This is a genomic window from Bradyrhizobium sp. CB3481 (genome assembly GCF_029714305.1).
GTDB lineage: Bacteria > Pseudomonadota > Alphaproteobacteria > Rhizobiales > Xanthobacteraceae > Bradyrhizobium.
Window position 1 is genome coordinate 6,484,299 of sequence record NZ_CP121647.1, and the last position, 23,275, is coordinate 6,507,573.

Below are 23,275 nucleotides of genomic sequence, written 5' to 3' on the forward strand. Positions count from 1 at the left end.
TCGATGTGAGATACCTTTACGAAAACGCCTGAATGCCCGTGATCGCCCGGCCGAGGATCAGGGCGTGGACGTCGTGGGCGCCTTCGTAGGTGTTCACGGTTTCCAAATTCGCGGCGTGGCGCATCACGTGATACTCGATCTGGATGCCGTTGCCGCCGTGCATGTCGCGGGACACCCGCGCGATGTCGAGCGCCTTGCCGCAATTGTTGCGCTTGACGATCGAGATCATCTCCGGGGCCATCTTGCCCTCGTCCATCAGGCGGCCGACGCGAAGCGAGGCCTGCAGCCCGAGCGCGATTTCAGTCTCCATGTCGGCGAGCTTCTTCTGCACCAGCTGCGTGGCCGCCAGCGGCCGGCCAAATTGCTTGCGGTCCAGCGTATACTGCCGGGCACGATGCATGCAGTCCTCCGCCGCGCCCATCGCGCCCCAGGAGATGCCGTAGCGGGCGCGGTTGAGACAGCCGAACGGGCCCTTCAGGCCTGACACGTTGGGAAGTAGCGCATCCTCCGGCACCACCACGCCGTCCATCACGATTTCGCCCGTGATCGAGGCGCGCAGGGAGAGCTTGCCGCCGACCTTCGGCGCCGACAGGCCCTTCATGCCCTTTTCGAGGATGAAGCCGCGGATCTGGTTGTCATGCGCGGCGGATTTCGCCCAGACCACGAAAACGTCAGCGATCGGGGCGTTCGAGATCCACATCTTGGCTCCGGTCAGCTTGTAGCCGTCGGAGACCTTCTCGGCGCGGGTCTTCATGCCGCCGGGATCGGAACCGGCATCCGGCTCGGTCAGGCCGAAGCAGCCGACCCACTCACCTGTCGCCAGCTTGGGCAGGTATTTCTTGCGCTGGTTTTCGTCGCCATAGGCATAGATCGGGTACATCACCAGCGACGACTGCACCGAGTTCATCGAGCGATAGCCGGAATCGACGCGCTCGATCTCGCGCGCCACCAGGCCATAAGCGACGTAGCTCGCATTGGCGCAGCCATATTCCTCCGGCAGCGTGATTCCGATCAGGCCGAGCTCGCCCATCTCGTTGAAGATCTCGCGGTCGGTCTTCTCTTCCATATAGGCCTTGACGATACGCGGCAGCAGCTTGTCCTGCGCATAGGCACGCGCGGTATCGCGTATCATGCGCTCGTCTTCGGTGAGCTGGTCGTCGAGCAGGAACGGATCATCCCACTGGAAGGAGGCCGCTGCCGGCTTGTCCTTGGCTTGAGGGCGCACGCTCATGAAAATCCCTTTCGCATCACTGTCCTGTTGGAAATTTGCCGCCAAATTAGTGCGCTATTGGCGGAAGCGCAAATCCTTCCCGATGTCATTCCGGGGCATGCGAAGCATGAACCCGGAATCTCGAGATTCCGGATATGGTGTTAGCGCACCATTCCGGATGACGATGGTTGTCAATCCAGCTTTTCGTTGCCGACGATCTCGATGCCGAAACCGGATAGTCCCTTGTAGTCGTGCACCGACGAGGTGAGGTTGACGATCGAGGTGATGCCGAGATCACGCAGGATCTGGGCACCGACGCCGACTTCGCGCCATTGCCGGTTGCGGTCGGCTTCCGCGGTTCTCTCTTCGCCGACCGGCTCGACCGGAACCCCGGCCGCGCCGTCGCGCAAGTACACCAGCACGCCGCGGCCGGCCTTCTTGAAATGGTCGAGCACGATCTGCATGCGCGCCTGGCCGGTGAAGAGATCCTTGACGATGTTCGGCTTGTGCAGCCGGGTCAGCACGTTCTTGCCGTCGCCGATGCCGTTATAAACAAAGGCGGCATGCGCAATCTCGTCGAACGGCGAGCGATAGGCATAGCCCTGCAGCGGGCCGATCGGGCTGTCGGTGGTGAAGGTCGCGACTCGTTCGATCAGCTTCTCGCGCGCCTGGCGATAGGCGATCATGTCAGCGATCGTGACGTGCTTGAGCTTATGCTTGGCGGCGAAACGCGCCACCTGCTCACCCTTCATGACGGTGCCGTCGTCGTTCATCAACTCGGAGATGACGCCGACCGGCGGCAGCCCGGAGAGCTTGCAGAGATCGACCGCCGCTTCGGTATGGCCGGAGCGCAGCAGCACGCCGCCGTCGCGGGCGATCAGCGGGAAGATGTGGCCGGGCCGGGCAAAGTCATTGGCGCCGGCGTTGGGATTGGCGAGCGCGCGGCAGCAGGAGGCGCGTTCGTCCGCCGAGATGCCGGTGCCGCCATCCGGCTTGTAGTCGATCGAAACCGTGAAGGCGGTGGTGTGGTTGGACTCGTTATGCGCCACCATCGGATCGAGCCGCAGCCGGCGGGCATCGTCGGTGGTGATCGGCGCGCAGACGATGCCGGAGGTGTGGCGGATAATGAATGCCATCTTCTCGGCGGTGCAGAGCGAGGCCGCGACGATCAGATCGCCCTCGCCCTCGCGATCGTCATCGTCGGTGACGACGACGAGCTCACCCTTGGCAAAAGCTTGCAGCACTTCCTGGATCGTGTCGGCCATTTTGTAAAAATCTCGCCAAATCTCGCTAGGTCGAGCAAGTGCATTAGCCGGACTTCCGGGCCAGCGCCAGCGTCAATACGCAGGGCAGAATGGCGCCGACCGGGTCGGCGGAAGCCCTGCCACAACGGGCTGGCATGTCAAAAGGCATTGACGAGGTCGGGCGTCCGTCGCCATGGTCACCCCGCAAGAACAAAAACACACGTCGAGGTAGATTGCCTTGGCGTATATCGGCAATGTGATGGCCGGGATTTGTCTTGGACAGGCTCGACGCGTCACCTGCGGAATAGTCCGCCCACCACTCCCCCAACTCCCCCTACTACGCCGCGCACCGCGCCGCCCATCGCGCCGATTGGACCGCCGACACCACGCGAATGGCGAGTACCCCTGCCAGCGTGACGACGGTCTCGTTGGCCAGATTTTCTGGCCTCTGCCGCCGCGTCCGTTAGCACCTTGTGCTGGGCGGCGTTGAGGAAGCCAGTCGTAGGGTAGCCGTGCTCCTCCTGCCAGCGTGCGATGGCGGCGCGAGTCGATTCGTCGAACTTGCCATTGACCTTGGTGTCGAACCCAAGCCTGGTTAGCCCACGTTGCACTTGACGACGCTTTGCCTTGGTGAGGCCGATCTGTTCCTCGGTCTCCTGAGACGCTTCGTCGGTAGCGATTGACGTATCGGCGGGTGCCAACGTTTCGCGGGGCGTGCTGCTTAGACCAGCCTTAGCAGGGTGCGCGCTGCCGACGATCGCTAGGATGGACAACGCCAGGATCAAGGCGCGCATTGGCCCTTCCTTCGCTCTCAAGTCTGCCGATGGTTCGATCTAGAAAGTAAGGGTACACTGTGCCGTCCCGAACGATCAACATCCGGTGGCGCCACCGCTTCGTCGCGGAGGTAACTGTTGTATGCGGCACACAGTTCCCTGGCCTCACGCCGATTGTTACGCCGCATTGCACGCGGTGGACGTGGGATCGGCGCACGCGGACCACAGCAGCTGGCGAGAAATGTCCAGGACGTACTGCTATGCCCATCCAGCCTGCACAAGCCCGGGCATGACGGCATTCATGGATCGATCGTTACGGCAGCACCTCGCGGCGCTCGCTGAGCAGCGTGTCGGTCTCGGCGCGCCTGTCCTCCAGGAGGCCGGCCTGAGCGGCCTCGATGACCGTGTAGAGCTCATGGGCGTCGCTGAGCCTGGTCACCGTCACGTAATCGGCCCCTGCCTCGTAGAGATCGTTGACCTCGGCCAAGATCTCCGCGGTCGCAACGATCTTGGCGGTCGGATTCAGCGAGCGGACGTGGCGGACCAGCTTTTCGTTGTCGGCGCCCTTGAGCAGCGAGTCGGGGATGCTGAGGATGATTAGCTCGGCCTTAGCCACGCCGGCGTGCACCAGCGTATCGACATTGCTGATGTCGCCATAGACCACATGCATGCCGCGGTCCGTCAGGGTGCGGAACACCAGCGGGTTGAAATCGATCACAGTGATCTGCTCGAGCACCGGCGGATTGCGGCGCTCGATCTCGGCGACCAGCGCGCTGGCGGCGCGGAAGAAGCCGAGGATGACGATCCGGCGGGCCTCGCCATGGCCGCCCTCGTGGCCGCCTTCCCCTTCATGCTTGTGATCGAGATCGCGCAGCCCAATACCCTTCAGGAGGCCGATCAGGCCGCGCGTGACCTGATCGCTGCGGCCCATGACGAAGGTGCTCAGCACCGCCAGCACCACGAAGGCGAAGGATGCCGCGCTCGACGTCTCCTTGCTGATATGGTTGGCGAGCGCGCCGGTCTGGATCACCACCAGCGAGAATTCCGAGATCTGCGCCAGGTTGATCGCCGGCAGCAGGCTGGCGCGCAGGCCCTGGTTCATCAGATAGAGCGGCAGGAAGGTGGTCACCATGCGGCTCACGACGGTAAACGCCGCGATCGTCAGCGCCAGCCCGATCACGGAGGCGCCGGGGATCGGAATGGTCATGCCGAGCGAGACAAAGAACAGCGTGATGAAGAAGTCGCGCAGCGTCGTCACTTTCGCGGTGACATCGAGCGCATAGGGGAATGTCGAGAGCGAGACGCCGGCAACCAGCGAACCCATCTCGCGCGACAGATGCAGCCGTTCCGCGATCTCGCCGATCAGAAAGCACCAGGCCAGCGCCCCGAGCAGGATCAGTTCCGGCCGCCGCGCGATCTGGTGGAACAGCCACGGCAGCACGTAGCGGCTGAGCACGAGTGCAACGCCGACCAGCACGCCGACCCGGGCGATCGACAGCAGGATCACGCTCACCTGCAGATTGTCGAGGCTCGGCTGCACCGCCAGGAACAGGATCGCGAAGATGTCCTGCAGCACCAGCACGCCAAGCGTGATCCGGCCCGGCAGCGTATCGAGCTCACGTTTCTCGTACAGCACCTTGACGATGATGACCGTGCTCGACAGCGCGCAGGCAACGCACAGATACAGCGCGTCAAAATGACCCGAACCCATCGACAGGCCGATGGCGATGAAGAACAGGATGCCAAGCACGACGCCGCCGATCAACTGCCCGCCGGCGGCAAACAGGATCACCTTGCCGGCGCGCACGATTTTCTTCAGGTCGATTTCCAGCCCGATCATGAACAGCATGAAGATCAGGCCGAGTTCGGAGATGACGTTGATCGATTCCTGGGACTTGACCCAGCCCATGCCGAATGGACCAATGAAGAACCCGGCGATAAGGTAGGCCAGGATCAGCGGCTGCCGGGAGAAATGCGCCAACAGGCCGAGCACCCAGGCGAACAGGATGCATAAGGTGATATCGCGAATAAGCTCGTGCATGGTTCCGGACTTCCCCTTCTTGCAACCTAGAGGTCCCGGCGCAAGGGTCAAACAAGCAATGTGTCACAGCCATAGAATGGGGGCTTTTGTCGCGATTCTGGCCGCGATGTCGATCCTTTCCGCTCCCGCCGCCAGCACGCAGCCCGCCGGCACCATCGAGCAGAACTTCGCCGCCTCCCTCACCGCGGTGCCTTCGGAAAATCTCGCAGTATCCGGCGCATTTTATGTCCCGGTCTACTCCAGCGTCTCGATGAGCCAGGGCAAGCTGCGGGCGGATTTTGCCGTCACGCTCAGCGTCCACAACACGTCCGAGACCCGCCCGCTGGTTTTGAAGCGGATCGCCTATTTCGACACATCAGGCAAGATGGTGGAGAGCTATCTCAAGGCGCCAGTTGCGCTAAAACCGTTCGCAACCGTCGAAGTCTTCATTGCAGCGAACGATGTGCGCGGAGGAACAGGCGCCAATTTCGTGGTCGACTGGGCGGCCACCGGTGAGATCGCCGAGCCCGCCGTCGAGGCCCTGATGTTCGGCAGCGTCGGCGCCGGGCATTATGCCTTCATCAGCCAGGGACGGCCGATCAGGATCATCAGGAACTAGCCTGCCGGAAGGCTTGCAACGCCTTCTCAACGAAAACAAAACGGGAGTGAATATCCATGTCCACTGCAACCCCCTTCGACTTTTCAGCCCTGCTGCCTGCCGGACTGCCGGCGCCGGCGGCGCGGTGGACGGGACTTGCCAAATACAGTTTCGTCGGCGGCAACAACGATCCCGAGCAGGTACCTGTCGACGGCCTGATCGAGGCGGTCAATGCCGTGCTCCGGCGCGAGGGCAAGACGCTGGCGACCTATGGGCTTGCCAGCGGGCCGCAGGGCTATCGCCCTTTGCGCGAATTCCTTACCACCAAGCTCAAGCGCGACGCCGGGATCAGCTGCACGGCCGACGACATCATGATCGTCTCGGGCTCACTGCAGGCGCTCGACCTCGTCAACCAGACCCTGCTGGCCCGCGGCGACACCGTGCTGGTCGAGCAGGAGACCTATCAGGGCGCACTGACCCGCCTGACACGGCTTGGCGTCAACGCGGTCGGCGTGCCCCTCGACGAACACGGCATGCGGATGGATGCGCTGGCGGCTGTTCTCGCCGATCACAAGCGGCGCGGCATCACGCCGAAATACATCTACACCATCCCGACCGTGCAGAACCCGACCGGCTCCATCCTGCCGGAGGCGCGGCGCGCCGAGATGCTGAAACTGTCGCAGGAATACGGCGTGCCGATCTTCGAGGACGACTGCTACGCCGACCTGATCTGGAAGGGCGAGCGCCCGCCCGCGATCTATGCCATGAGCCAGCATGGCGGCGTCATCCACATCGGCTCGTTCTCGAAGTCGATTGCCCCTGCCCTGCGCGTCGGTTTCATCGTCGCGCCCTGGGAAATGATGTCGCGGATGCTGGCGCTGAAGACCGACGCCGGCAGCGGCGCGCTGGAGCAGATGGTGCTGGCGGAATATTGCGCGCCGCATTTTGCAACCCATGTGCCGAAGCTGACGCGCGGCCTGCGCGCCAAGCTCGATACATTGATGGAAGCGCTCAACGAACAGTTCGGCACCGCGGCCGAATTCGAAGCGCCCGAGGGCGGCATCTTCCTGTGGGTGAAGCTGCCCGACAATGTCGATACGCTAAAGCTCTATCAGGCCGCGCTCGCCGCCGGCGTCGCCATCAATCCGGGACCGGAATGGTCGACCGACAAGGCCTATGCCGGCAGCCGCCTGCGGCTGTGCTTCGCCAGCCCGTCGCAGGAGCAGATCCGCGAGGGCGTCGCCGTGCTCGCCGAAGTCTGCCGCAAGGAATTCGGCGTACCGGCGCGGATTGCCAATGTGGAGAAGCGGGCGCGGAGCTAAGCAACCGATACGCGCGCCCGCCTCAAACACTTTCCGTCATCACCCGCGAAGGCGGTGATCCAGTATTCCAGAGACACTAGCGATCGAAGCGAGAGGCCGCGGCGTACTGGATGCCCCGCCGGAGCCTGTCATCGGGCTCGCCTTCGGCGAGACCCGGTGGCGTGATGAATTTTCCCGGTCCTTCACACATATCGACACCTGGGTGTTCGACCTCGTACGCAACGATCAATCCAGAGACCACCCGGGATATTCGCCATGTTCGGCTTCTTTCGCTCGGCCTGACTCTGTTTTTCCTCGCGCTACGGCTGTTGCCGTCAGGTCAGGCCGCGCTGATTTCGACGCTGGAAACCCCGATGATGCCGTTCTGGGTATGGCTGGCGTTCGATGAGACGCCGAGCGCCCGGGCGCTGACCGGCGGCGCGCTGGTGATCGGCGCCGTGATCGCTGACATCATCGGCGACAACCGGGGCGCGCAAAGCAGCCAGCCTAGACAGCGCCGTTCTGTTCGCAGCGAAACACCAGCGCGATCCGCAATAGCCGCACGATCGAGACGTTGCCCTTGCCGACCTCGATCTGGGCGACGTACCGCTCCGACAGGCCGGCGCGCTGCGCCAGTTCGCGGCGCGACATGCCGCGCAGCGTGCGCATCTCGCGCACCTTGCTGCCGAGCTGGGCAAGAAACTCGCTTTCGAACGGCAAACGGCCGTCTTTGTCATACGCCGGCGCGCCGGCGGACCGTCGGGCGGATGTTTCGATGTGGGATAGGCTTTCGCTGTGTGCCACGCTGGACCCTTTCGTTCGCCGATGATGGCGAAACGCAGCGGACGGCCGCATTGATCAGGATCAAATGGCCGCTGCCGTGGCCCCGGGCGCCTCACTCGCTCTTGATGCCGGCCTCGGCGATCAGCTTGCCCCATTTTGCGCTTTCGCTCTCGATGAATTTGGCGAAGGCGTCCGATGACGTCGGCGCGGGCTCGGCGCCGAGCACGCGGATCTTCTCGATGGCCGCGGGATCACTCAAGGCCTTGACGAAAGCCGCGTTCAGTTTGCCGACGATTTCGGCCGGCGTGCCGGCGGGGGCGACAATCCCGAACCAGCCGACGGATTCGAATCCGTTCAGGCCCTGCTCCGCCAACGGCGCAACGTCAGGCAGGAACACGACACGCTTGGCGGCCGAAACCCCGAGCGCCTGCAGCTTGCCTTCCCGGATCAACTGCTGCGACGCCGGGATATCCAGCACGGCGAGCGGAATGTGGCCGGCAAGAACGTCGGTCGCCGCCGGCGCGGTGCCGCGATAGGCGATCAATTGCACCTTGACGTCGGCCTTTTGTGCAAACAGCGCGGAGGTCAGATGCATCGCGGTGCCGTTGCCGCCATGACCGATCGACAGGGTTTGCGGCTGCGCCTTGGCCTTGGCGATGAGGTCCGCGACCGACGTCAGCTCCGATTTTTGCGACGCAACCAGCACGAAGGGGATTTCCGCCAGCAGGGTGACCGGCGTCAGGTCCTTAATCGGATCGAACGGCATTGCCGCGCGGTTGAGATGGGGATTGACCGTCAGCACGCCCGCGGCGGCGACGCCGATCGTGTAGCCGTCGGGAGCGGCCTGCGCCACCGCGCCGATGCCGATATTGCCGCCGGCTCCGGCACGGTTTTCGATCACGATCGGCTGGTGCAAATCCTCCGCCAGCACCGGTTGCAGCGCGCGAATCACGATATCGGCGCTGCCGCCGGGCGGGAACGAGACGATGATCTTGATCGGCTGGTCCGGATATGCGTTTGCTATATCAGCCGCAGACGGTGACAGTAGCGAGAGCACGACGATAAGGCCCAAAACAAGGCTCGAAGCTACGCCTTGCCGCATCGACCGAAACATTAGCGTCTCCCCGATGATTATTATGGTTATGGCCAGCAGTTATGCATGAACGTTCCAGCGCAGCAAGTGACAAGCCGGCCCGCGACAAGACCGCGAGCGACAATGTGAAAACCTCTGTTCTCGTGATCGGCGCCGGTCCGGTCGGACTGACGCTTGCGATGGACCTCGCGCAGCGGGGCATCTCCGTCACCGTGGTGGAGACGCGGTCCGCCGGCGAGCCGCCCAGCGTGAAATGCAACCATGTTTCGGCGCGATCGATGGAGACATTCCGCAGGCTGGGCGTGGCGCAGGCGCTGCGCGATACCGGACTGCCGGCGGATTATCCCAACGATTGCTCCTACCGCACCACGGCAACCGGCATCGAGCTCTCGCGCATCCTCATTCCGTGCCGGCGCGATCGCTACACCGCGACCGACGGGCCGGATACCGGCTGGCCGACGGCCGAGCCGCCGCACCGCATCAACCAGATCTACATGGAACCGGTGCTGTTCGCCCACGCATCAGGGATCGATGGGCTGCAGATTCTGAATCGCACCGCGTTCGAGGATTTCCGCGAGGAGGATGACGGCATTGTCGCGACGGTCCGGGACCTCGATAGCGGAACGGCCTTCCAAATCCATGCCGAGTTCATCGTCGGCTGCGACGGCGCGCGCTCGCTGGTTCGCAAGGCGATCGATGCCAATTTGCAGGGAACGCCGATCATCCAGCGCGTGCAATCGACCTATATCCACGCGCCCGCCTTGCTCGGCATGATGGATCATCCCGCCTGGATGACGCTGTCGCTCAATCCGCGCCGCTGCGGCACGGTGGTCGCGATCGACGGCCGTGAGAAATGGCTGATCCACAACCACCTCAACCGCGAAGACGAGACGTTTGAAACGGTCGACCGCGACGCCTCGATCCGCGCCATTCTCGGCGTCGGCCCCGACTTTCAATACGAGGTGCTGAGCAAGGAGGACTGGGTCGGCCGCCGCCTCGTCGCCGAACGCTTCCGCAAGGGACGCGCCTTCATCTGCGGCGACGCGGCGCATCTGTGGATGCCCTATGCCGGTTACGGCATGAATGCCGGGATCGCTGACGCCACCAACCTCGCCTGGTTGCTATCAGCCTATCTGGAAGGCTGGGCCGACATCAAAATCCTCGATGCCTATGAGGCCGAACGGCTGCCGATCACCGAGCAGGTGTCGCGCTTTGCGATGGAGATGGCAGGCAAGGTGCTGAGCCAGCGCCGCACCGTGCCTGCGGAAATCGAGCATCCGGGGCCGGAGGGCGATGCCGTCCGCAGGCAGGTGGGGCAAGCGGCCTATGATCTGAACGTGCAGCAATATTGCTGCGCCGGTCTCAATTTCGGGTACTTTTACGACCGCTCCCCGATCATTGCCTATGACGGCGCCGAACAGCCAGGCTTTACGATGGCGGATTTCACGCCGTCCTCGACGCCGGGCTGCCGGCTGCCGTTCGCAAGACTTGCCGATGGACGGGTGGTCTATGACGCGCTTGGGCCGGGCTACACGCTGTTGCGATACGATCCGGCCGTTACGGTTGCGCCGCTTGCCGAGGCCATGGGGGCCAAAGGCGTGCCGTTCGCGATTGTCGATGTACCCAGTGATCAAGCGCAGCCGCCTGGCGGCCGAAGGCTCATTTTAGCGCGCACCGATCAGCATGTCGCCTGGCGGGGTGACGCCATTCCTGACGATCCCGAGACGCTCGTGAGCAAGCTGCTCGGCCGAGCGCGTGAGGCCATCTCCGCCTGAAAAGGGCGATCGTCTGAAGCGGTATCCCTGGTCCTTACCTCTCCCGCCTGCGGGGAGGTCGGATCGCATCGTAGATGCGATCCGGGTGGGGGCTCTCTCCCCACGCGAAGCACGACTCGCGGCGGCACCCCCACCCCAGCCCTCCCCCGCAAGCGGGAGAGGGAGTCCGTTCACCGCACCGCGAACGGCGCCTGATAGGGCCGGCCGAACGGCACGCCGTTGACGACCGTCTGCACCGGCTTGAGCAGCAGCTTGCCCTCACGCTTGTTGTTGCGGGTGTCGACAAACGACGTCTGCCCCTCCACCAGCTCCAGGATCGCAACGTCGCCGGGGGCGCCGATCTGCAGCGTGCCGAGCTTCGGCGCACGATTGATGATCTTGGCGGGCGCGCTGGTCGCCATCGCCACCACCTGCTCCACCGTGTATCCGAGCAGGATGAACTTGCTCATGACGTTCGGCAGATACGGCATGCCCGGCGAATTGCCGGAGAAGACGTGGATGTCGGAAGAAATCGTATCCGGCCCGCAGCCGCCCGGAATCGCCACCTCCGCTACCGTGAAATCGAAGCTGCCACCGCCATGGCCGACATCGAACATCACGCCGCGCTGCTTGGCCGACAAAGCGGCTGGCAGCAGCTTGCCGTCCTGCACGATGTTGGTGAAGACGCCGGCGATGTTCGGCGCGCCGGAATAGGCGTGGGTGAGCACGTCGCCCGGCCGCAGCAGGTCGAGAATTTCCGACATCAGCTCCTTGGTCTCGACGCCGCCGATATGCACCATCATCTTGGCCGGCCAGCCGCACATCTCGCAGGCCTTGATCGAACGCTTCAGCGGCTCCAGCCCATGCTTGGCGATGACGTTTTCCGACATCCGGACTTTCACGCCGAGCAGGAAATCCGGATTTTCGGCCAGCGCCATCGCGCAGGCTTCGACCTGGGCATAGTCGATATTGTAGAGCTCGGCGACCGGGAAGCCGGACAGGCCGTTGTTGGCGATGTGGACGAAGGCGTACATCCGCGCCCGCGATTGCGCCACGATGTAGCGGCGCAGCGCCGCGAGATTGTTGACGCCGGCATCGCCCGCCGACACCACCGTGGTGGTGGCCTGTGCCTGCACCAGTTCATCGGCGGGAATGCCGATTGCCGAGCCGTAAGGGTAGACGTGGGAATGCAGATCGATCAGCCCGGGCGTTACCAGCTTGCCCGAGGCGTCGATGGTCTTGGCGGCGCGGGCTGCCGGAATGTCGTTCTCGACCGCTTCGACCACGCCCCAGCGGATGCCGATGTCGCGCTTGCCGCGGAGCGACTGGCTGGGATCGAGCACGTCGCCGCCCTTGATCACGAGGTCGAACTTGTCGTTCGGCCCCATCGCGGCATCGGCGCGGCCGGACATGGCGGCAAAGGCAGCCGCCCCCGTCAGGCCCAGAAAATCACGGCGTGAAAACCCCGTCATCGCAGCGCTCCCCCTGATGTTATTTTGTCCGGCGATGATGCGCCGCCCCTCGGCGTTCCGCAAGCCGGGCCTGCGTCGCCCATGCGAAGCCCACGGTGGCGCCGGACATTCCTGAGTGGGCAGGCTGACGGCGCCCAGCAGCGTCCTGCCGTAGGATGGGTAGAACGGAGTGAAACCCATCAATCGCGACAGGCGCAGACGATGGGTTTCGCTGCGCTCTACCCATCCTGCGAAATGAGCCAAAAGTCGCGCGGTCCATGTATCTGAACAGGCGTTCAGAATTCTCTTCCAATTCCGCCGGAACGTTCCTCGCGATCTGAAGTTTTATGTCAGCTCAATTGGAGGAGACTTGGAATGAAGAGTATTGCATATATCGTCGCTGCACTCGGCGCGCTCGCGATCGCGGCGCCGTCGATTGCAAGCGCTGAGACGGTGATCATCAAGAAGCGCGGCTATCACCATGGCTATCATCACCCCCACTACGGCGCGCGTGCTGAATTCCGGCGCGACCGCGGCTACCATCGCGGATGGCGGCATGGTCATGGCGACAGGACCGTGGTGATCAAGAAGTATCGCTACTGAGGCCGACACCTGAAATGGAAAATGGCTCCTCGCGGAGCCATTTTCTTTACTGTGCGCTGCTTCGAGGGCTCAGCTATAGATTTCGAACAGGCCCGCGCCGCCCTGGCCACCGCCGATGCACATCGTGACGACGCCCCATTTGGCCTTGCGCCGACGGCCCTCCTGCAGGATGTGGCCGGTGAGACGCGCGCCGGTCATGCCGAAGGGATGGCCGATCGCGATCGAGCCGCCGTTGACGTTGTACTTCTCCGGATCGATGCCGAGCTTGTCGCGGGAATAGAGGCACTGGCTGGCGAAGGCCTCGTTCAGCTCCCAGAGGTCGATGTCGTCGATCTTCAGACCGTGGCGCTTCAAAAGCTTCGGCACGGCGTAGATCGGGCCGATGCCCATCTCGTCCGGCTCGCAGCCGGCCGACGCCCAGGCGACGAAACGGCCCATCGGGTTGAGGCCGCGCTTCTCGGCATCTTTGGCTTCCATCAACACCACCGCCGCCGCGCCGTCCGAGAGCTGGCTGGCATTGCCGGCGGTGACGTATTTGCCGGGACCTTTCACCGGCTCGAGCTTGGCGAGGCCTTCGAGCGTCGTCTCCGGGCGATTGCACTCATCGCGGTCGACGACATAGTCGACGATGCTCTCGGCTTTCGTCGCCTTGTCGACCACCTTCATCTTGGTCTTCATCGGGACGATTTCGTCCTTGAACTTGTTGGCCTGCTGCGCGGCCGCCATGCGGCGCTGAGATTCCAGCGAATATTCGTCCTGGTATTCGCGGCTGACCTTGTAGCGCTCGGCGACGATGTCGGCGGTGTCGATCATCGCCATGAAAATATCAGGCGCGACCTTGAGCAGCTCCGGATCGATCGATTCCTTGGGCGATCCGCCGCCCGGAATAGAGATGCTTTCGACGCCGCCGGCCACGATGCAATCGGCGCCGTCCGAGCGGATCGAGTTGGCGGCCATCGCGATCGTCTGCAGGCCGGACGAGCAGAAACGGTTTACGGAAACGCCCGCGGTCGATTTCGGCATGCCGGCGAGCAGCGCGGCCTGGCGGCCGATGTTCGGCGCGCCATGCGCGCAATTGCCGAGATAGCAGTCCTCGACATATTCCTTGTCGACGCCGGCGCGGTCCACCGCGTGCTTGATGGCGTGGGCCGCCAGCGACATCGGCGGCGTGATGTTGAACCCGCCGCGGCCGGACTTCGCCAGCCCCGTGCGCGCATAGGAAACGATGACAGCTTCACGCATTTGAAAGACCTCCCTGTGGTGCGATCCAGTATGGACTGGGGCCGCGCCCGTGTGTAGCCAAAACCCGAATTCCGGCATGCGGAACAGAATTAGCCCGCAAGCCGGCCCGAAGCCGGGATTTGCACAACGCCCCTCGTTCGGCAAGGGTGCGCGACGAAAGACGCATGGGTGGGCTATTTCACTGAGCGAAATTGACCGCTATTGAAATCGCTGGCGCGCAAGCTGCGGCGAAAATCAAGATCATGTGGGGGTGCGATGGTAAGGGCGTTGCGACAATGGCTGGATGCTCACGAGCTGCCTGCGATCATCGCCGCCGTGCTTGGCGTGGTTATTGCGCTCTCCGTGCTGATGGTAGTCGGCGGCTATCTCGTTGTGAGGCCCTGAGGCCGCGCCTCAGATGTGCTGCGCCATGATCTGGCCGGGCCGCGCATCCGGACGCGGTTCGATATCGACCGACCAGAGATCGCTGTTGTCGACATCCTTCAACGTCACCGTCATCACCTCGGTCTTGCCGTCGATGTCGACGCGGCCGAAGAACTGCATGCCGTAACAGGGCGCGAGGTTCTCGCCGCTGCAGCCCTTCTGGAACATCGCCTTCGGGCCGAACGTATCGTCGAGCGGGGCCGGCGCCCAGGTGCCGGCATGCAGCGGACCACTGACGAACTCCCAGAACGGCTCGAAATCCTGGAAGACGGCACGGTTCGGATCGTAATGATGCGCGGCGGTATAGTGCATGTCGGCCGTCAGCCAAACGATGTTGCGGATGCCAGCGCGCTTCACGAACGACAGCAGATCGGCAATCTCGTGCTCGCGCCGCTCCGGCGGGCCGTTGCCGAGCGCGATGGCGTCCTCGCTGACGAGGCCGATCGGCATGTCGGCGGCGATCACCTTCCAGGTGGCGTTGGATGCGACCAGTTCGCGCTTCAGCCAAGCCAGTTGCGCCGCGCCGAGGATGCAGGCCCCGCTCTGGTCGCCCTTGTTGAAGGTGGAATCGCGGTAGCTGCGCATGTCGATCATGAAGACGTCGAGCAGCGGGCCGTAGGCAATCTTGCGGTAGATCCGGTCATCCTCTTGCGCTGCTACGGCGCGCATCGGCATGAACTCATGGAACGCGCGGCGCGCCCGCGCCACCAGCAGCGAAGAGCCGTCCTCGGCATAGCCGGTCCCGTCGGCCGTGCCGACCGGCGCCCAGTCGTTGGTCACCTCATGATCGTCCCATTGCGCGAACAGGGGGACGGCGGCATGGAAGGCGCGAAAGTTCTGGTCGAGCCAGTTGTATTTGTAGTTGCCGCGGAACTGCGCGAGCGTTTGCGCGACCACGGATTTTTCCTCGGTGACGATGTTCCGCCAGGTCCCGCCATCCGGCAGCTTCAATTGCCGCTCCACCGGACAGTCCGCATAGATGTGGTCGCCGGAATGGATGAAGAAGTCCGGACGGTTGTCGAGCATGGTGCGGTAAGTCCGCATCCCGCCACGGCTTTCGTCGATGCCCCAGCCCTGCCCGGTGGTATCGCCAGACCAGGCGAACGACACTGAGCTGCGCGCCACAGGCGCGGTGCGGAAATGCCCGAGTTGCATCTCGCCTGCGAGCCCCTGCCCATCGATGTCTTCGAATCGCACGCGATAGAAAATGTCCTGCCCGGGCGGCAGGCCGTCGAGCAGCGCCTTGGAAGTAAAATCCTGGTCTGGCATCGCGTTGGCGGAAGCGGTTGAAAGGATGCTGCTGAAATTCTCCGATGTCGAACACTCCACCTGCATGCGGGCGGCGCGGTCAGCGCGTGCCCAGATCACGGCGGAATGATCCGAGACGTCACCCGATTGAATGCCGCTCGTGATCAGCGGCCGGTCGGCGGCGCGGCTAAGATAGGGTCTGGCGAGACTGCCGAGACCGGTGACGGCGCATGTTGCGGCGGAGCGGACCAGTAATTGACGCCGGTTCAGGCTTTGCCCGGCGCGAATCGCAATCGGCATCGAAGCACCCTCGTCGAATCACGACGACGGTGTGCCCGAGCAATTTGAATGCTGGCCGAAGGTTTTACGACAGGTGGATGAAGGTGAAGATGAGTAGGATGGGTAGAGCGCAGCGAAACCCATCATGGCTCCGCGCAAATGATTGATGGGTTTCGCTGCGCTCTACCCATCCTACGAAATGCTACCGCTGCCAGTCGCAGATGCCGCCTGAATTGCACGGCCAGGTCTGGATCCGCGTATCGCGCGCCTGGGCGTCGAGCGGATTGGAGTGGCGACGCGCCAGCTTGGTGCGGGCCATGCCGCGTGGCTTCTCGGCGCGCGTCTGCGCGACCTGCACCTTGCGCTCCGGAGTTTTACGGACAACCACGCGCTCGGTCTTCACCGGCTTGCGATCGGTTCGCGCTTCGATGCGGACGGGCGCGAATTGCGTCTCCGGACCGAGCCGCTTTGGTGAGAGCAGAGCGCTCGAAGGATCGAGGCTGAACAGTTCGCCCGCGCGATACTCATCCGCCAGCGCGGCGCTGCCCGACATCAGGAGCCCCGTGCAAAGCACAGCCGCAAAAGCGCTTTTCAGGACCATCAGCGGTCTCCTGAAATCCAATCAAAAACTGAAGAACAGGCATCATGTAGGAAGCCGGCCGGATAATTCCAGCCGGTTCCTGCCGCAGGGTCAGCGATGCGTGATCCCCGCTGTGGAAAAGTTCACGTGCCGGATGAAGATCGCTACTCGGCCGCCTGCGCCACCGGCTGGCCGATCGCCGCTTCCAGCCGTGCGCACTCAGCGCGGTATTTGGCGACATTAGCTTCCTTAATATGGCCGTAGCCGCGAACCAGTTCCGCGGATTTCGCTAGCGCTACTAGCCGCGGCCAATCATACGGTTTGGCCCGGTCGAGCTGACGGAAGATCATCGCGGAATATTCACCCGGCAGCACACGCTCCATCCGCCGCTCGGCGGTGTAGCCGAACGGATCGAGCCTGGTGCCGCGCAGGAACTTGAAGTGGGTGAGGAGCTCGAAGGCGGTGAAAATCCACGGGCCGAACTCGCGCTTTTGCAGGCGCCCGGTCACCGCATCGCGCGTCGCCAATAGCGGCGGCGCCAGGCTGACCTTGACGCCCGGCTGGCCGTCGAACTGGTCCCTCAAAGACTTTGCGAACTCGCCGTCGGAATAGAGCCGGGCGACTTCGTATTCGTCCTTGTAGGCCATCAGCTTGAACAGGCCCTTGGCGAAGGCTTCAGTGAGTTCATGCGAGCCCGGCGCGGCCTTGGCCTCCGCCACCCTGATACGCTCGACCTCGGCGAGGTAGCGTTTCGAATAGGCCTCGTCCTGATAGTCAGTCAGGAACTTGGCGCGGAAAGCGATGCTCTCATCGAGCGTCCGCCTGGCCGGCGCCGCGCCCGAACTCTTGAAGCGTGCCGCGCTGACGACGCGCGGCAGGTCGTGGGCCGCGAGCCGGCCCCAGGAGAAAGCGAGCTTGTTCATCTCGATCGCCGCGCCGTTGAGGTCGATCGCCTTCATGATCGCCGCCAGCGACAGCGGGATGGCGCCGCGCTGGAACGCAAAGCCGAGCATGAACGCGTTGGTAGCGATACTGTCGCCCATCAGCGCGGTGGCAAGCCCGGTCGCATCGAGAATGTCGAGATCAGAGGCGCTGACGGCCTCATTGAGCGTATCCCGCATCGTCCCCGCCTCGAAATCGATGTCGGGGTTGATGACGAAGCTTGCGGTCGGCAGCAGGTCGGCATTGACGATCGCCCGCGTCACGCCGCGCTCGGCCCGACTCAGCGCCGGAATGCTGGTGGCGACGACGATGTCGCAGCCGAGGATCAGATTGGCACCGCCGGGCGCGATGCGCACGGTGGAGAGATCATCCGCAACAGGCGCGATGCGGACGTGGCTCATCACCGCGCCGTTCTTCTGCGACAATCCCGTAAAGTCGAGGGTCGAACACGCCCTGCCCTCGACATGCGCGGCCATGCCGAGCAGCGCGCCGATGGTAATGACGCCGGTGCCGCCGATGCCGGTGACGAGGATGTTGTAGGCGCCGTCGAGCGCCGGCACCGTCGGCGTCGGCAAATCGGCGAACAGCGCCGACGGATCGGCCGCCGCGCGGTCCGCCTTGCGCAGCTTGCCGCCATGCACGGTGACGAAGCTTGGGCAAAAGCCTTCGATGCAGGAAAAGTCCTTGTTGCAGTTCGACTGGTCGATCCGCCGCTTGCGGCCGAACTCGGTCTCCAGCGGCTGCACCGAGACACAGTTGGAGGCCTGCGAACAGTCGCCGCAGCCCTCGCAGACGCGCTCGTTGATGAAGATGCGCTTCGGCGGGTCCGGATAGAGCCCGCGCTTGCGGCGGCGGCGCTTTTCTGCAGCACACGTCTGGTCGTAGATCAGAACCGTGAGGCCCTTGACCTCGCGCAGCTCCCGCTGCACTGCGTCGAGCTCGCGGCGGTGATGGATGGTTGCCCGTGGCGGGAAATAGTTCGCCGGATATTTGTCGGGATCGTCGGAGACGATGACGAGTCGCTTGGCGCCTTCCGCCGCCACCTGATGGGCGATCTGCGACACCGTCAGCCCGCCTTCGGCCGGCTGGCCACCGGTCATTGCCACCGCGTCGTTATACAGAATCTTGTAGGTGATGCTGACACCGGACGCCGCCGCCGCACGAATCGCCAGCAGGCCGGAATGGGTGTAGGTGCCGTCGCCGAGATTCTGGAACACGTGCGGTTCGCTGGTGAATGGCGCCTGCCCGATCCAGCTCACGCCTTCGGCGCCCATATGCGAGATTGTCTGCGTCCGGCGGTTCGGTACCGAGAGCGCCATGCCGTGACAGCCGATGCCGGCCATAGCGCGGCTGCCCTCAGGAATTTTGGTCGAGGTGTTGTGCGGGCAGCCCGAGCAGAAATACGGCGTGCGCTGCAGTTTTGCCGCACCGATGCCTTCCGCGGGACGATCGAACGCCTCCAGCTTGGCCAGACGCTGCTCCAGCGCCGGGCTGCGATGGCCGACCTTGCGCAGCCGCGACACGACGGCCGCCGCGACCATGGTCGGCGTCAGCTCGCCTTCGCTCGGCAGCAACATGGCGCCCGTCTCGTCGCGCTTGCCGACCACGGAAGGCCGTTTTGAGGCATCCGTATTATAAAGGATGCGAACCAGTTGATCCTCGATGAAGCCGCGCTTCTCCTCGACGACAAGCACATCCTGCAGGCCTTCGGCGAACGCCCTTACTCCGGACTCTTCCAGCGGCCAGGTCAGCGCGACCTTGTAGATCCGCAGGCCCAGCGCCTGCGCCTCGGCATCTGATATGCCGAGATCGGCCAGCGCCTGGCGGAGATCGAGATAGGCCTTGCCGGTCGCCATGATGCCGAGCCGTGCCGGCTTCGAATCCAGCACGATGCGGTCGAAGCGGTTGGCGCGCGCGAAGGCCGCAACCGCCTGCATCTTCGGCCCGTGCAGCCGCCGCTCCTGCTCCATCGGCGCATCCGGCCAGCGGATCGAAAGCCCGCTGGGCGGCATCTCGAAATCATCGGGCGTAATGATCCTGATCCGATCGGGATCGCTGACAATCGAGGCCGAGCTTTCCACCGTCTCCGAAATCGCCTTGAAGCCGACCCAGCAGCCGGAATAGCGCGACAGCGCAAAGCCCAAAATGCCGAGATCGAGATAGTCCTGCAGGGTTGCGGGGTTGACGACCGGCATCAACGCCGCGGCGAACACCTGCTCGCTCTGATGCGCTAGCGTCGAGGACTGGCAGCCATGATCGTCGCCGGCGAGCGCAATCACGCCGCCGTTCGGCGAAGTGCCGGCCGAGTTGGCATGTTTGAGCGCGTCGACGGAGCGGTCGACGCCGGGCCCCTTGCCGTACCAGATGCCGAACACGCCATCGACCTTGGCGCCCGGGAACATGCCAACCTGCTGGCTGCCCCACACCGCGGTTGCCGCCAGATCCTCATTGAGGCCCGGCGAGAATTCGATGTCATGCTGCTTGAGGAAGGATTTTGCGCGCCACAGCGCGTGGTCGTACATGCCAAGCGGCGAGCCGCGGTATCCGGAGATGAAACCGGCGGTGTTGAGTCCCGCAGCGCGGTCGCGTTCGCGCTGCAACATGGGCAACCGGACCAACGCCTGCGTCCCGGACAGAAAAATCCGCTTCGCGTCCAGACGGTACTTGTCGTCCAGACCCACTTCCATCAACGCCATTCGTCCGCTCCCCGTCGCAACGTTCCGCCGGTGATTTGAACCGGTCTAATTGCGAACAGAATGCACCGGTTTTGCTATGCGTGCCCAGCGTGATTTCATGGCCGGAAGGCATATCTCGCCGGCTTGCGGATTAAGCCGGCCTCTTGCCGAAAGCCGCCTTCTTTGAAACGCTTGGGGGCAAAGGGAGACACCAGGGATGAGCGAGCCGGCGTTCAGGACCGAGATAGTGGAGCGCGACAATCTGCTGGTCGGGCCGTGGCGCAGCCCGCGGCAGATGCTCCACGCGCAGGTCTACGACTCTCACGCTTCGATCCACGACGATGCGACCGCGCAGAAGCTCGGGTTTCAGGGCGGCACCATCGAGGGCCCGACCCATTTCAGCCAGTTCGCGCCGCTCTGCGACCGCATCTGGGGCCAGGCCTGGTTCGAAACCGGATGCCTCTCCGCCCACTACCGCAACCCTGCCTTCGAGGGCGAGGAAGTGCAGGCCACCATCGAAAGGCCGAAGCCGGGCCAGGCCATCTGCGCGATCGGCATGAGCAAGCGCGACGGCACCGAGATATTGCGCGGCACCGCATCGATCGGCGGCGATGGGTCCGAGACCGCATTGAGCAGGCGGCTTGGCGAACTGAAGCCCCTCACCGACCCCGTCATCCTCGCCGACCTCAAGGTCGGCATGAAGACGCCGCGGCAGGCGGTGAAAATGGATTTCGAGCAGCACATGGGCGATCTCTATCCGTTTTCGCTGGCAGAAAAGCTAAAGGTCATCACCGAGCCGTCAGCGTATTATGCGCAGGAGCTCAATCCCTGGGGCCGAGCAATCATCCCCATGGAGATGCTGAGCGTGCTGTTCCAGTATCGCGCCCGCGAGGACAGGCTGCCTGTCCGCGGGCCCGCGGTCGGCTTGTTCGCCGACCAGGAAATCCGCCTGCTGCGTGGTCCGCTATTCCCGGGCGAGACCTATTTCACCGAGCGCGAAGTGGTCGCGCTAAGTGGCAGCCGCCGCACCGAGAGTGTCTGGATGCGCACGACTGTGTTCGCCAAAGACGACAAGCCGGTCGCGACCATGCTGCTCAACATGGCCAGCATCAAGGATTCCTACGCCAACTATGCGCAGGAGCACAAAGCGCTCTATGGCTAGATGAGCCCGATTGGGTAACGCCAACAAGGACAACAACAAAATGGCCCGCCTGCCCTATCTCGAAGCCGCCCAGGTCGCCCCCGAATACCGCGACATGCTCAAGCGCAACACCAACCTTCACAAGCTGCTGGTGAACTCGCCCGACATGGCCCGCGCCTTCAACGGCGTCGGGAGCTACATCAGATTCAACAGCAAGCTCGACCCGCGCTTGCGGGAGCTGGCGATCCTCCAGGTCGGCTGGATGGAGAAATCCGAATACGAATTCACCCACCACGTGAAGATCGGCAAGGAATTCGGCGTTACCGATCAAGATATCGAAGGCCTGATGGCCGAGACCGAGGGTAAACCGTCGAAGCTCGAGCCGCTGGCGAAGACGATCCTGCGCGGCGCCCGCGAGATGGTGCGTGACCTTGCGATGTCGGAAGCGACCTTTGCCGAGATCAAGCACCAGCTTTCCGACGAGCAGATGGTCGACCTCGTGCTCACCATCGCCTTCTATTGCGCCGTGGTGCGGGTGCTGGCGACCATGAAGATCGATAACGAACCCTATTACAAAGAGGTACTGCAACAGTACCCGATCTAAGGGAGTGGAATGAGATGCGCCTGAAAGATCGTGTCGCCATCGTCGTCGGCGCCGGACAGAGTCCGGGGGAAGGCATCGGCAATGGCCGCGCCACTGCGCTGACGTTTGCGCGCGAAGGCGCGAAAGTGCTGTGCGTCGATCATAATGCGGCCTCCGCCCAGGAGACGGTCGACCTGATCGCCAAGGGTGGCGGCACCGCGGCGGCATTCAAGGCCGACGTCACCAAGCAGGCCGAACTGAAGGCAATGGTTGAGGATGCGAAGGGACGCTGGGGCCGCATCGACGTGCTGCATAATAATGTCGGCGTCAGCCTGTCCGGCGGCGACGCGGAGCTGCTCGAAATATCCGAAGAGGCCTTTGACCGCTGCGTCGCGATCAATTTGAAGAGCTGCGTATGGGCAGCGAGGCACGTGATCCCGATCATGCGGGCGCAAAAGAGCGGCGCCATCATCAACATCTCCTCGATGGCCGCGATCACCACCTATCCGTATGTGGCGTACAAGGCGACGAAATCGGCGATGATCGCCTTCACCGAACAGCTCGCCTATCAGAACGCGCAATACGGCATCCGCGCCAACGTCATCCTGCCCGGCCTGATGAACACGCCGATGGCCGTCGACACCCGCGCGCGCGAATGGGGCAAGAGCCGCGCCGAGGTCGAGGCCGAGCGAGACTCAAAGGTTCCGCTGCGGCAGAAGATGGGCACCGGTTGGGACGTCGCCAACGCCGCGCTGTTTCTCGCATCCGACGAAGCGAGTTTTATTACCGGCGTGACGCTGCCGGTAGATGGCGGGGCGAGTGTGCGGCGGGGATAGCTGCGGACGTTCCAGACCCTCATGGTGAGGAGGCGCGCAAGCGCCGTCTCGAACCATGTGGCCCCGCTGGTGCCATTCATCCTTCGAGACGCGGCTCGCGCCGCTCCTCAGGATGAGGTCCGAGAGGGCGCGCACAGAAATCGCAGAAATCGTAGGCTGGGCAAAGGAGCGTCAGCGACGTGCCTACCATTCTCTCCGAACAAAAAAGGATGGTGGGCACGCTTCGCTTTGCCCACCCTACCGGTTACGGCGAATATTGATCCAGCGCTGTGAGTTGAATCACAGTATTTCAACCAGGTCCGCTGTTAACTTTTCGTTAATGACCTTCTCCTAACGGTTGCAGCGATCGGACGGCCTTTTGCCGCCCGCACTCACGCAACCTGCGCCAGCGTAATTTGTTTTTGGCCCATGCGTGATTCGACAAACATCGATCAATTCCAATGACACGATGATGTGACAGCGCATCGTCGCTTGTCGAAATACCGACTCGTTGCGG

The 23,275-nt window shown here is 63.5% G+C and carries 18 protein-coding genes and 1 pseudogene; 7 read left to right on the top strand and 12 right to left on the bottom strand.

What is annotated here, in order from left to right:
- Positions 1-16 precede the first annotated feature (16 nt).
- The 4 genes from QA643_RS31435 to QA643_RS31450 form a co-directional block, all read right to left on the bottom strand.
- Positions 17-1,231, bottom strand: coding sequence for an acyl-CoA dehydrogenase (locus QA643_RS31435; RefSeq protein ID WP_283029544.1), 1,215 nt, complete (start codon positions 1,229-1,231; stop codon positions 17-19).
- 170 nt (positions 1,232-1,401) lie between these two features.
- Positions 1,402-2,475 (bottom strand): 3,4-dihydroxy-2-butanone-4-phosphate synthase, encoded by a 1,074-nt coding sequence (gene ribB, locus QA643_RS31440; protein ID WP_283029545.1) that lies wholly within the window; start codon positions 2,473-2,475, stop codon positions 1,402-1,404.
- A gap of 272 nt (positions 2,476-2,747) precedes the next feature.
- On the bottom strand, positions 2,748-3,248 hold the full coding sequence (locus QA643_RS31445) for a peptidoglycan-binding domain-containing protein (protein ID WP_283029546.1): 501 nt from the start codon (positions 3,246-3,248) through the stop codon (positions 2,748-2,750).
- Positions 3,249-3,540: 292 nt separating this feature from the next.
- Positions 3,541-5,268, bottom strand: a complete 1,728-nt coding sequence (locus QA643_RS31450) for a cation:proton antiporter (RefSeq protein WP_283029547.1) — start codon at positions 5,266-5,268, stop codon at positions 3,541-3,543.
- Between the two features lie 106 nt (positions 5,269-5,374).
- Between QA643_RS31450 and QA643_RS31455 the strand changes: the two genes are divergently transcribed.
- Both QA643_RS31455 and QA643_RS31460 read left to right on the top strand, forming a co-directional pair.
- Positions 5,375-5,866 carry a DUF3124 domain-containing protein gene (locus QA643_RS31455; RefSeq protein WP_283034986.1) on the top strand — a complete coding sequence of 164 codons (492 nt, stop codon included), beginning with the start codon at positions 5,375-5,377 and terminating at the stop codon, positions 5,864-5,866.
- A 56-nt stretch (positions 5,867-5,922) separates the two neighbouring features.
- A complete protein-coding gene (locus QA643_RS31460) occupies positions 5,923-7,167 on the top strand; it encodes a PLP-dependent aminotransferase family protein (protein ID WP_283029548.1) in 1,245 nt (414 codons plus the stop codon).
- Positions 7,168-7,486: 319 nt separating this feature from the next.
- Here QA643_RS31460 and QA643_RS31465 read toward each other — a convergent pair whose 3' ends face one another.
- The 3 genes and pseudogenes from QA643_RS31465 to QA643_RS31475 all read right to left on the bottom strand — a co-directional run bounded on the left by QA643_RS31465 (position 7,487) and on the right by QA643_RS31475 (position 9,043).
- The gene (locus QA643_RS31465; RefSeq protein ID WP_283029549.1) at positions 7,487-7,621 is read right to left on the bottom strand and encodes a hypothetical protein; all 135 of its coding nucleotides are present in this window, start codon (positions 7,619-7,621) and stop codon (positions 7,487-7,489) included.
- Positions 7,622-7,689: 68 nt separating this feature from the next.
- Positions 7,690-7,866, bottom strand: a pseudogene (locus QA643_RS31470) (helix-turn-helix domain-containing protein); the annotation flags it as partial.
- Between the two features lie 175 nt (positions 7,867-8,041).
- Positions 8,042-9,043, bottom strand: a complete 1,002-nt coding sequence (locus QA643_RS31475) for a tripartite tricarboxylate transporter substrate binding protein (protein WP_283029550.1) — start codon at positions 9,041-9,043, stop codon at positions 8,042-8,044.
- A gap of 41 nt (positions 9,044-9,084) precedes the next feature.
- Between QA643_RS31475 and QA643_RS31480 the strand changes: the two genes are divergently transcribed.
- A complete protein-coding gene (locus tag QA643_RS31480) occupies positions 9,085-10,797 on the top strand; it encodes an FAD-dependent oxidoreductase (protein ID WP_283029551.1) in 1,713 nt (570 codons plus the stop codon).
- Positions 10,798-10,967: 170 nt separating this feature from the next.
- Here QA643_RS31480 and QA643_RS31485 read toward each other — a convergent pair whose 3' ends face one another.
- Positions 10,968-12,248, bottom strand: a complete 1,281-nt coding sequence (locus tag QA643_RS31485) for an amidohydrolase/deacetylase family metallohydrolase (protein ID WP_283029552.1) — start codon at positions 12,246-12,248, stop codon at positions 10,968-10,970.
- A gap of 354 nt (positions 12,249-12,602) precedes the next feature.
- Here QA643_RS31485 and QA643_RS31490 point away from each other — a divergent pair, with 354 nt between their 5' ends.
- Positions 12,603-12,830 (top strand): hypothetical protein, encoded by a 228-nt coding sequence (locus QA643_RS31490; protein WP_283029553.1) that lies wholly within the window; start codon positions 12,603-12,605, stop codon positions 12,828-12,830.
- Between the two features lie 69 nt (positions 12,831-12,899).
- Here QA643_RS31490 and QA643_RS31495 read toward each other — a convergent pair whose 3' ends face one another.
- From QA643_RS31495 to QA643_RS31510, 4 genes are all read right to left on the bottom strand, one after another.
- Complete coding sequence (locus tag QA643_RS31495) at positions 12,900-14,072, bottom strand: acetyl-CoA C-acyltransferase (protein WP_283029554.1); 1,173 nt, start codon at positions 14,070-14,072, stop codon at positions 12,900-12,902.
- A gap of 393 nt (positions 14,073-14,465) precedes the next feature.
- Positions 14,466-16,043: an alkaline phosphatase D family protein gene (locus QA643_RS31500; protein ID WP_283029555.1), complete on the bottom strand. Its 1,578-nt coding sequence runs from the start codon at positions 16,041-16,043 to the stop codon at positions 14,466-14,468.
- A gap of 181 nt (positions 16,044-16,224) precedes the next feature.
- On the bottom strand, positions 16,225-16,623 hold the full coding sequence (locus tag QA643_RS31505; protein ID WP_283029556.1) for a hypothetical protein: 399 nt from the start codon (positions 16,621-16,623) through the stop codon (positions 16,225-16,227).
- 143 nt (positions 16,624-16,766) lie between these two features.
- Positions 16,767-20,240 carry an indolepyruvate ferredoxin oxidoreductase family protein gene (locus QA643_RS31510; RefSeq protein ID WP_283029557.1) on the bottom strand — a complete coding sequence of 1,158 codons (3,474 nt, stop codon included), beginning with the start codon at positions 20,238-20,240 and terminating at the stop codon, positions 16,767-16,769.
- Positions 20,241-20,436: 196 nt separating this feature from the next.
- Here QA643_RS31510 and QA643_RS31515 point away from each other — a divergent pair, with 196 nt between their 5' ends.
- From QA643_RS31515 to QA643_RS31525, 3 genes are read left to right on the top strand one after another with little or no spacing between them, the layout of a single operon-like run.
- A complete protein-coding gene (locus QA643_RS31515; RefSeq protein WP_283029558.1) occupies positions 20,437-21,381 on the top strand; it encodes a hypothetical protein in 945 nt (314 codons plus the stop codon).
- Positions 21,382-21,421: 40 nt separating this feature from the next.
- Positions 21,422-21,964, top strand: a complete 543-nt coding sequence (locus QA643_RS31520) for a carboxymuconolactone decarboxylase family protein (protein ID WP_283029559.1) — start codon at positions 21,422-21,424, stop codon at positions 21,962-21,964.
- 14 nt (positions 21,965-21,978) lie between these two features.
- Positions 21,979-22,779 carry an SDR family oxidoreductase gene (locus tag QA643_RS31525; RefSeq protein WP_283029560.1) on the top strand — a complete coding sequence of 267 codons (801 nt, stop codon included), beginning with the start codon at positions 21,979-21,981 and terminating at the stop codon, positions 22,777-22,779.
- Positions 22,780-23,275: the final 496 nt, after the last annotated feature.

Excerpts from the sequence above, each read along its gene's own strand:
- QA643_RS31435 (WP_283029544.1), bottom strand. The coding sequence starts at position 1,231 with ATGAGCGTGCGCCCTCAAGCCAAGGACAAGCCGGCAGCGGCCTCCTTC.
- ribB (WP_283029545.1), bottom strand. The coding sequence starts at position 2,475 with ATGGCCGACACGATCCAGGAAGTGCTGCAAGCTTTTGCCAAGGGTGAG.
- QA643_RS31445 (WP_283029546.1), bottom strand. The coding sequence starts at position 3,248 with ATGCGCGCCTTGATCCTGGCGTTGTCCATCCTAGCGATCGTCGGCAGC.
- QA643_RS31450 (WP_283029547.1), bottom strand. The coding sequence starts at position 5,268 with ATGCACGAGCTTATTCGCGATATCACCTTATGCATCCTGTTCGCCTGG.
- QA643_RS31455 (WP_283034986.1), top strand. The coding sequence starts at position 5,375 with ATGTCGATCCTTTCCGCTCCCGCCGCCAGCACGCAGCCCGCCGGCACC.
- QA643_RS31460 (WP_283029548.1), top strand. The coding sequence starts at position 5,923 with ATGTCCACTGCAACCCCCTTCGACTTTTCAGCCCTGCTGCCTGCCGGA.
- QA643_RS31465 (WP_283029549.1), bottom strand. The coding sequence starts at position 7,621 with ATGATGTCAGCGATCACGGCGCCGATCACCAGCGCGCCGCCGGTCAGC.
- QA643_RS31475 (WP_283029550.1), bottom strand. The coding sequence starts at position 9,043 with ATGTTTCGGTCGATGCGGCAAGGCGTAGCTTCGAGCCTTGTTTTGGGC.
- QA643_RS31480 (WP_283029551.1), top strand. The coding sequence starts at position 9,085 with ATGCATGAACGTTCCAGCGCAGCAAGTGACAAGCCGGCCCGCGACAAG.
- QA643_RS31485 (WP_283029552.1), bottom strand. The coding sequence starts at position 12,248 with ATGACGGGGTTTTCACGCCGTGATTTTCTGGGCCTGACGGGGGCGGCT.
- QA643_RS31490 (WP_283029553.1), top strand. The coding sequence starts at position 12,603 with ATGAAGAGTATTGCATATATCGTCGCTGCACTCGGCGCGCTCGCGATC.
- QA643_RS31495 (WP_283029554.1), bottom strand. The coding sequence starts at position 14,072 with ATGCGTGAAGCTGTCATCGTTTCCTATGCGCGCACGGGGCTGGCGAAG.
- QA643_RS31500 (WP_283029555.1), bottom strand. The coding sequence starts at position 16,043 with ATGCCGATTGCGATTCGCGCCGGGCAAAGCCTGAACCGGCGTCAATTA.
- QA643_RS31505 (WP_283029556.1), bottom strand. The coding sequence starts at position 16,623 with ATGGTCCTGAAAAGCGCTTTTGCGGCTGTGCTTTGCACGGGGCTCCTG.
- QA643_RS31510 (WP_283029557.1), bottom strand. The coding sequence starts at position 20,240 with ATGGCGTTGATGGAAGTGGGTCTGGACGACAAGTACCGTCTGGACGCG.
- QA643_RS31515 (WP_283029558.1), top strand. The coding sequence starts at position 20,437 with ATGAGCGAGCCGGCGTTCAGGACCGAGATAGTGGAGCGCGACAATCTG.
- QA643_RS31520 (WP_283029559.1), top strand. The coding sequence starts at position 21,422 with ATGGCCCGCCTGCCCTATCTCGAAGCCGCCCAGGTCGCCCCCGAATAC.
- QA643_RS31525 (WP_283029560.1), top strand. The coding sequence starts at position 21,979 with ATGCGCCTGAAAGATCGTGTCGCCATCGTCGTCGGCGCCGGACAGAGT.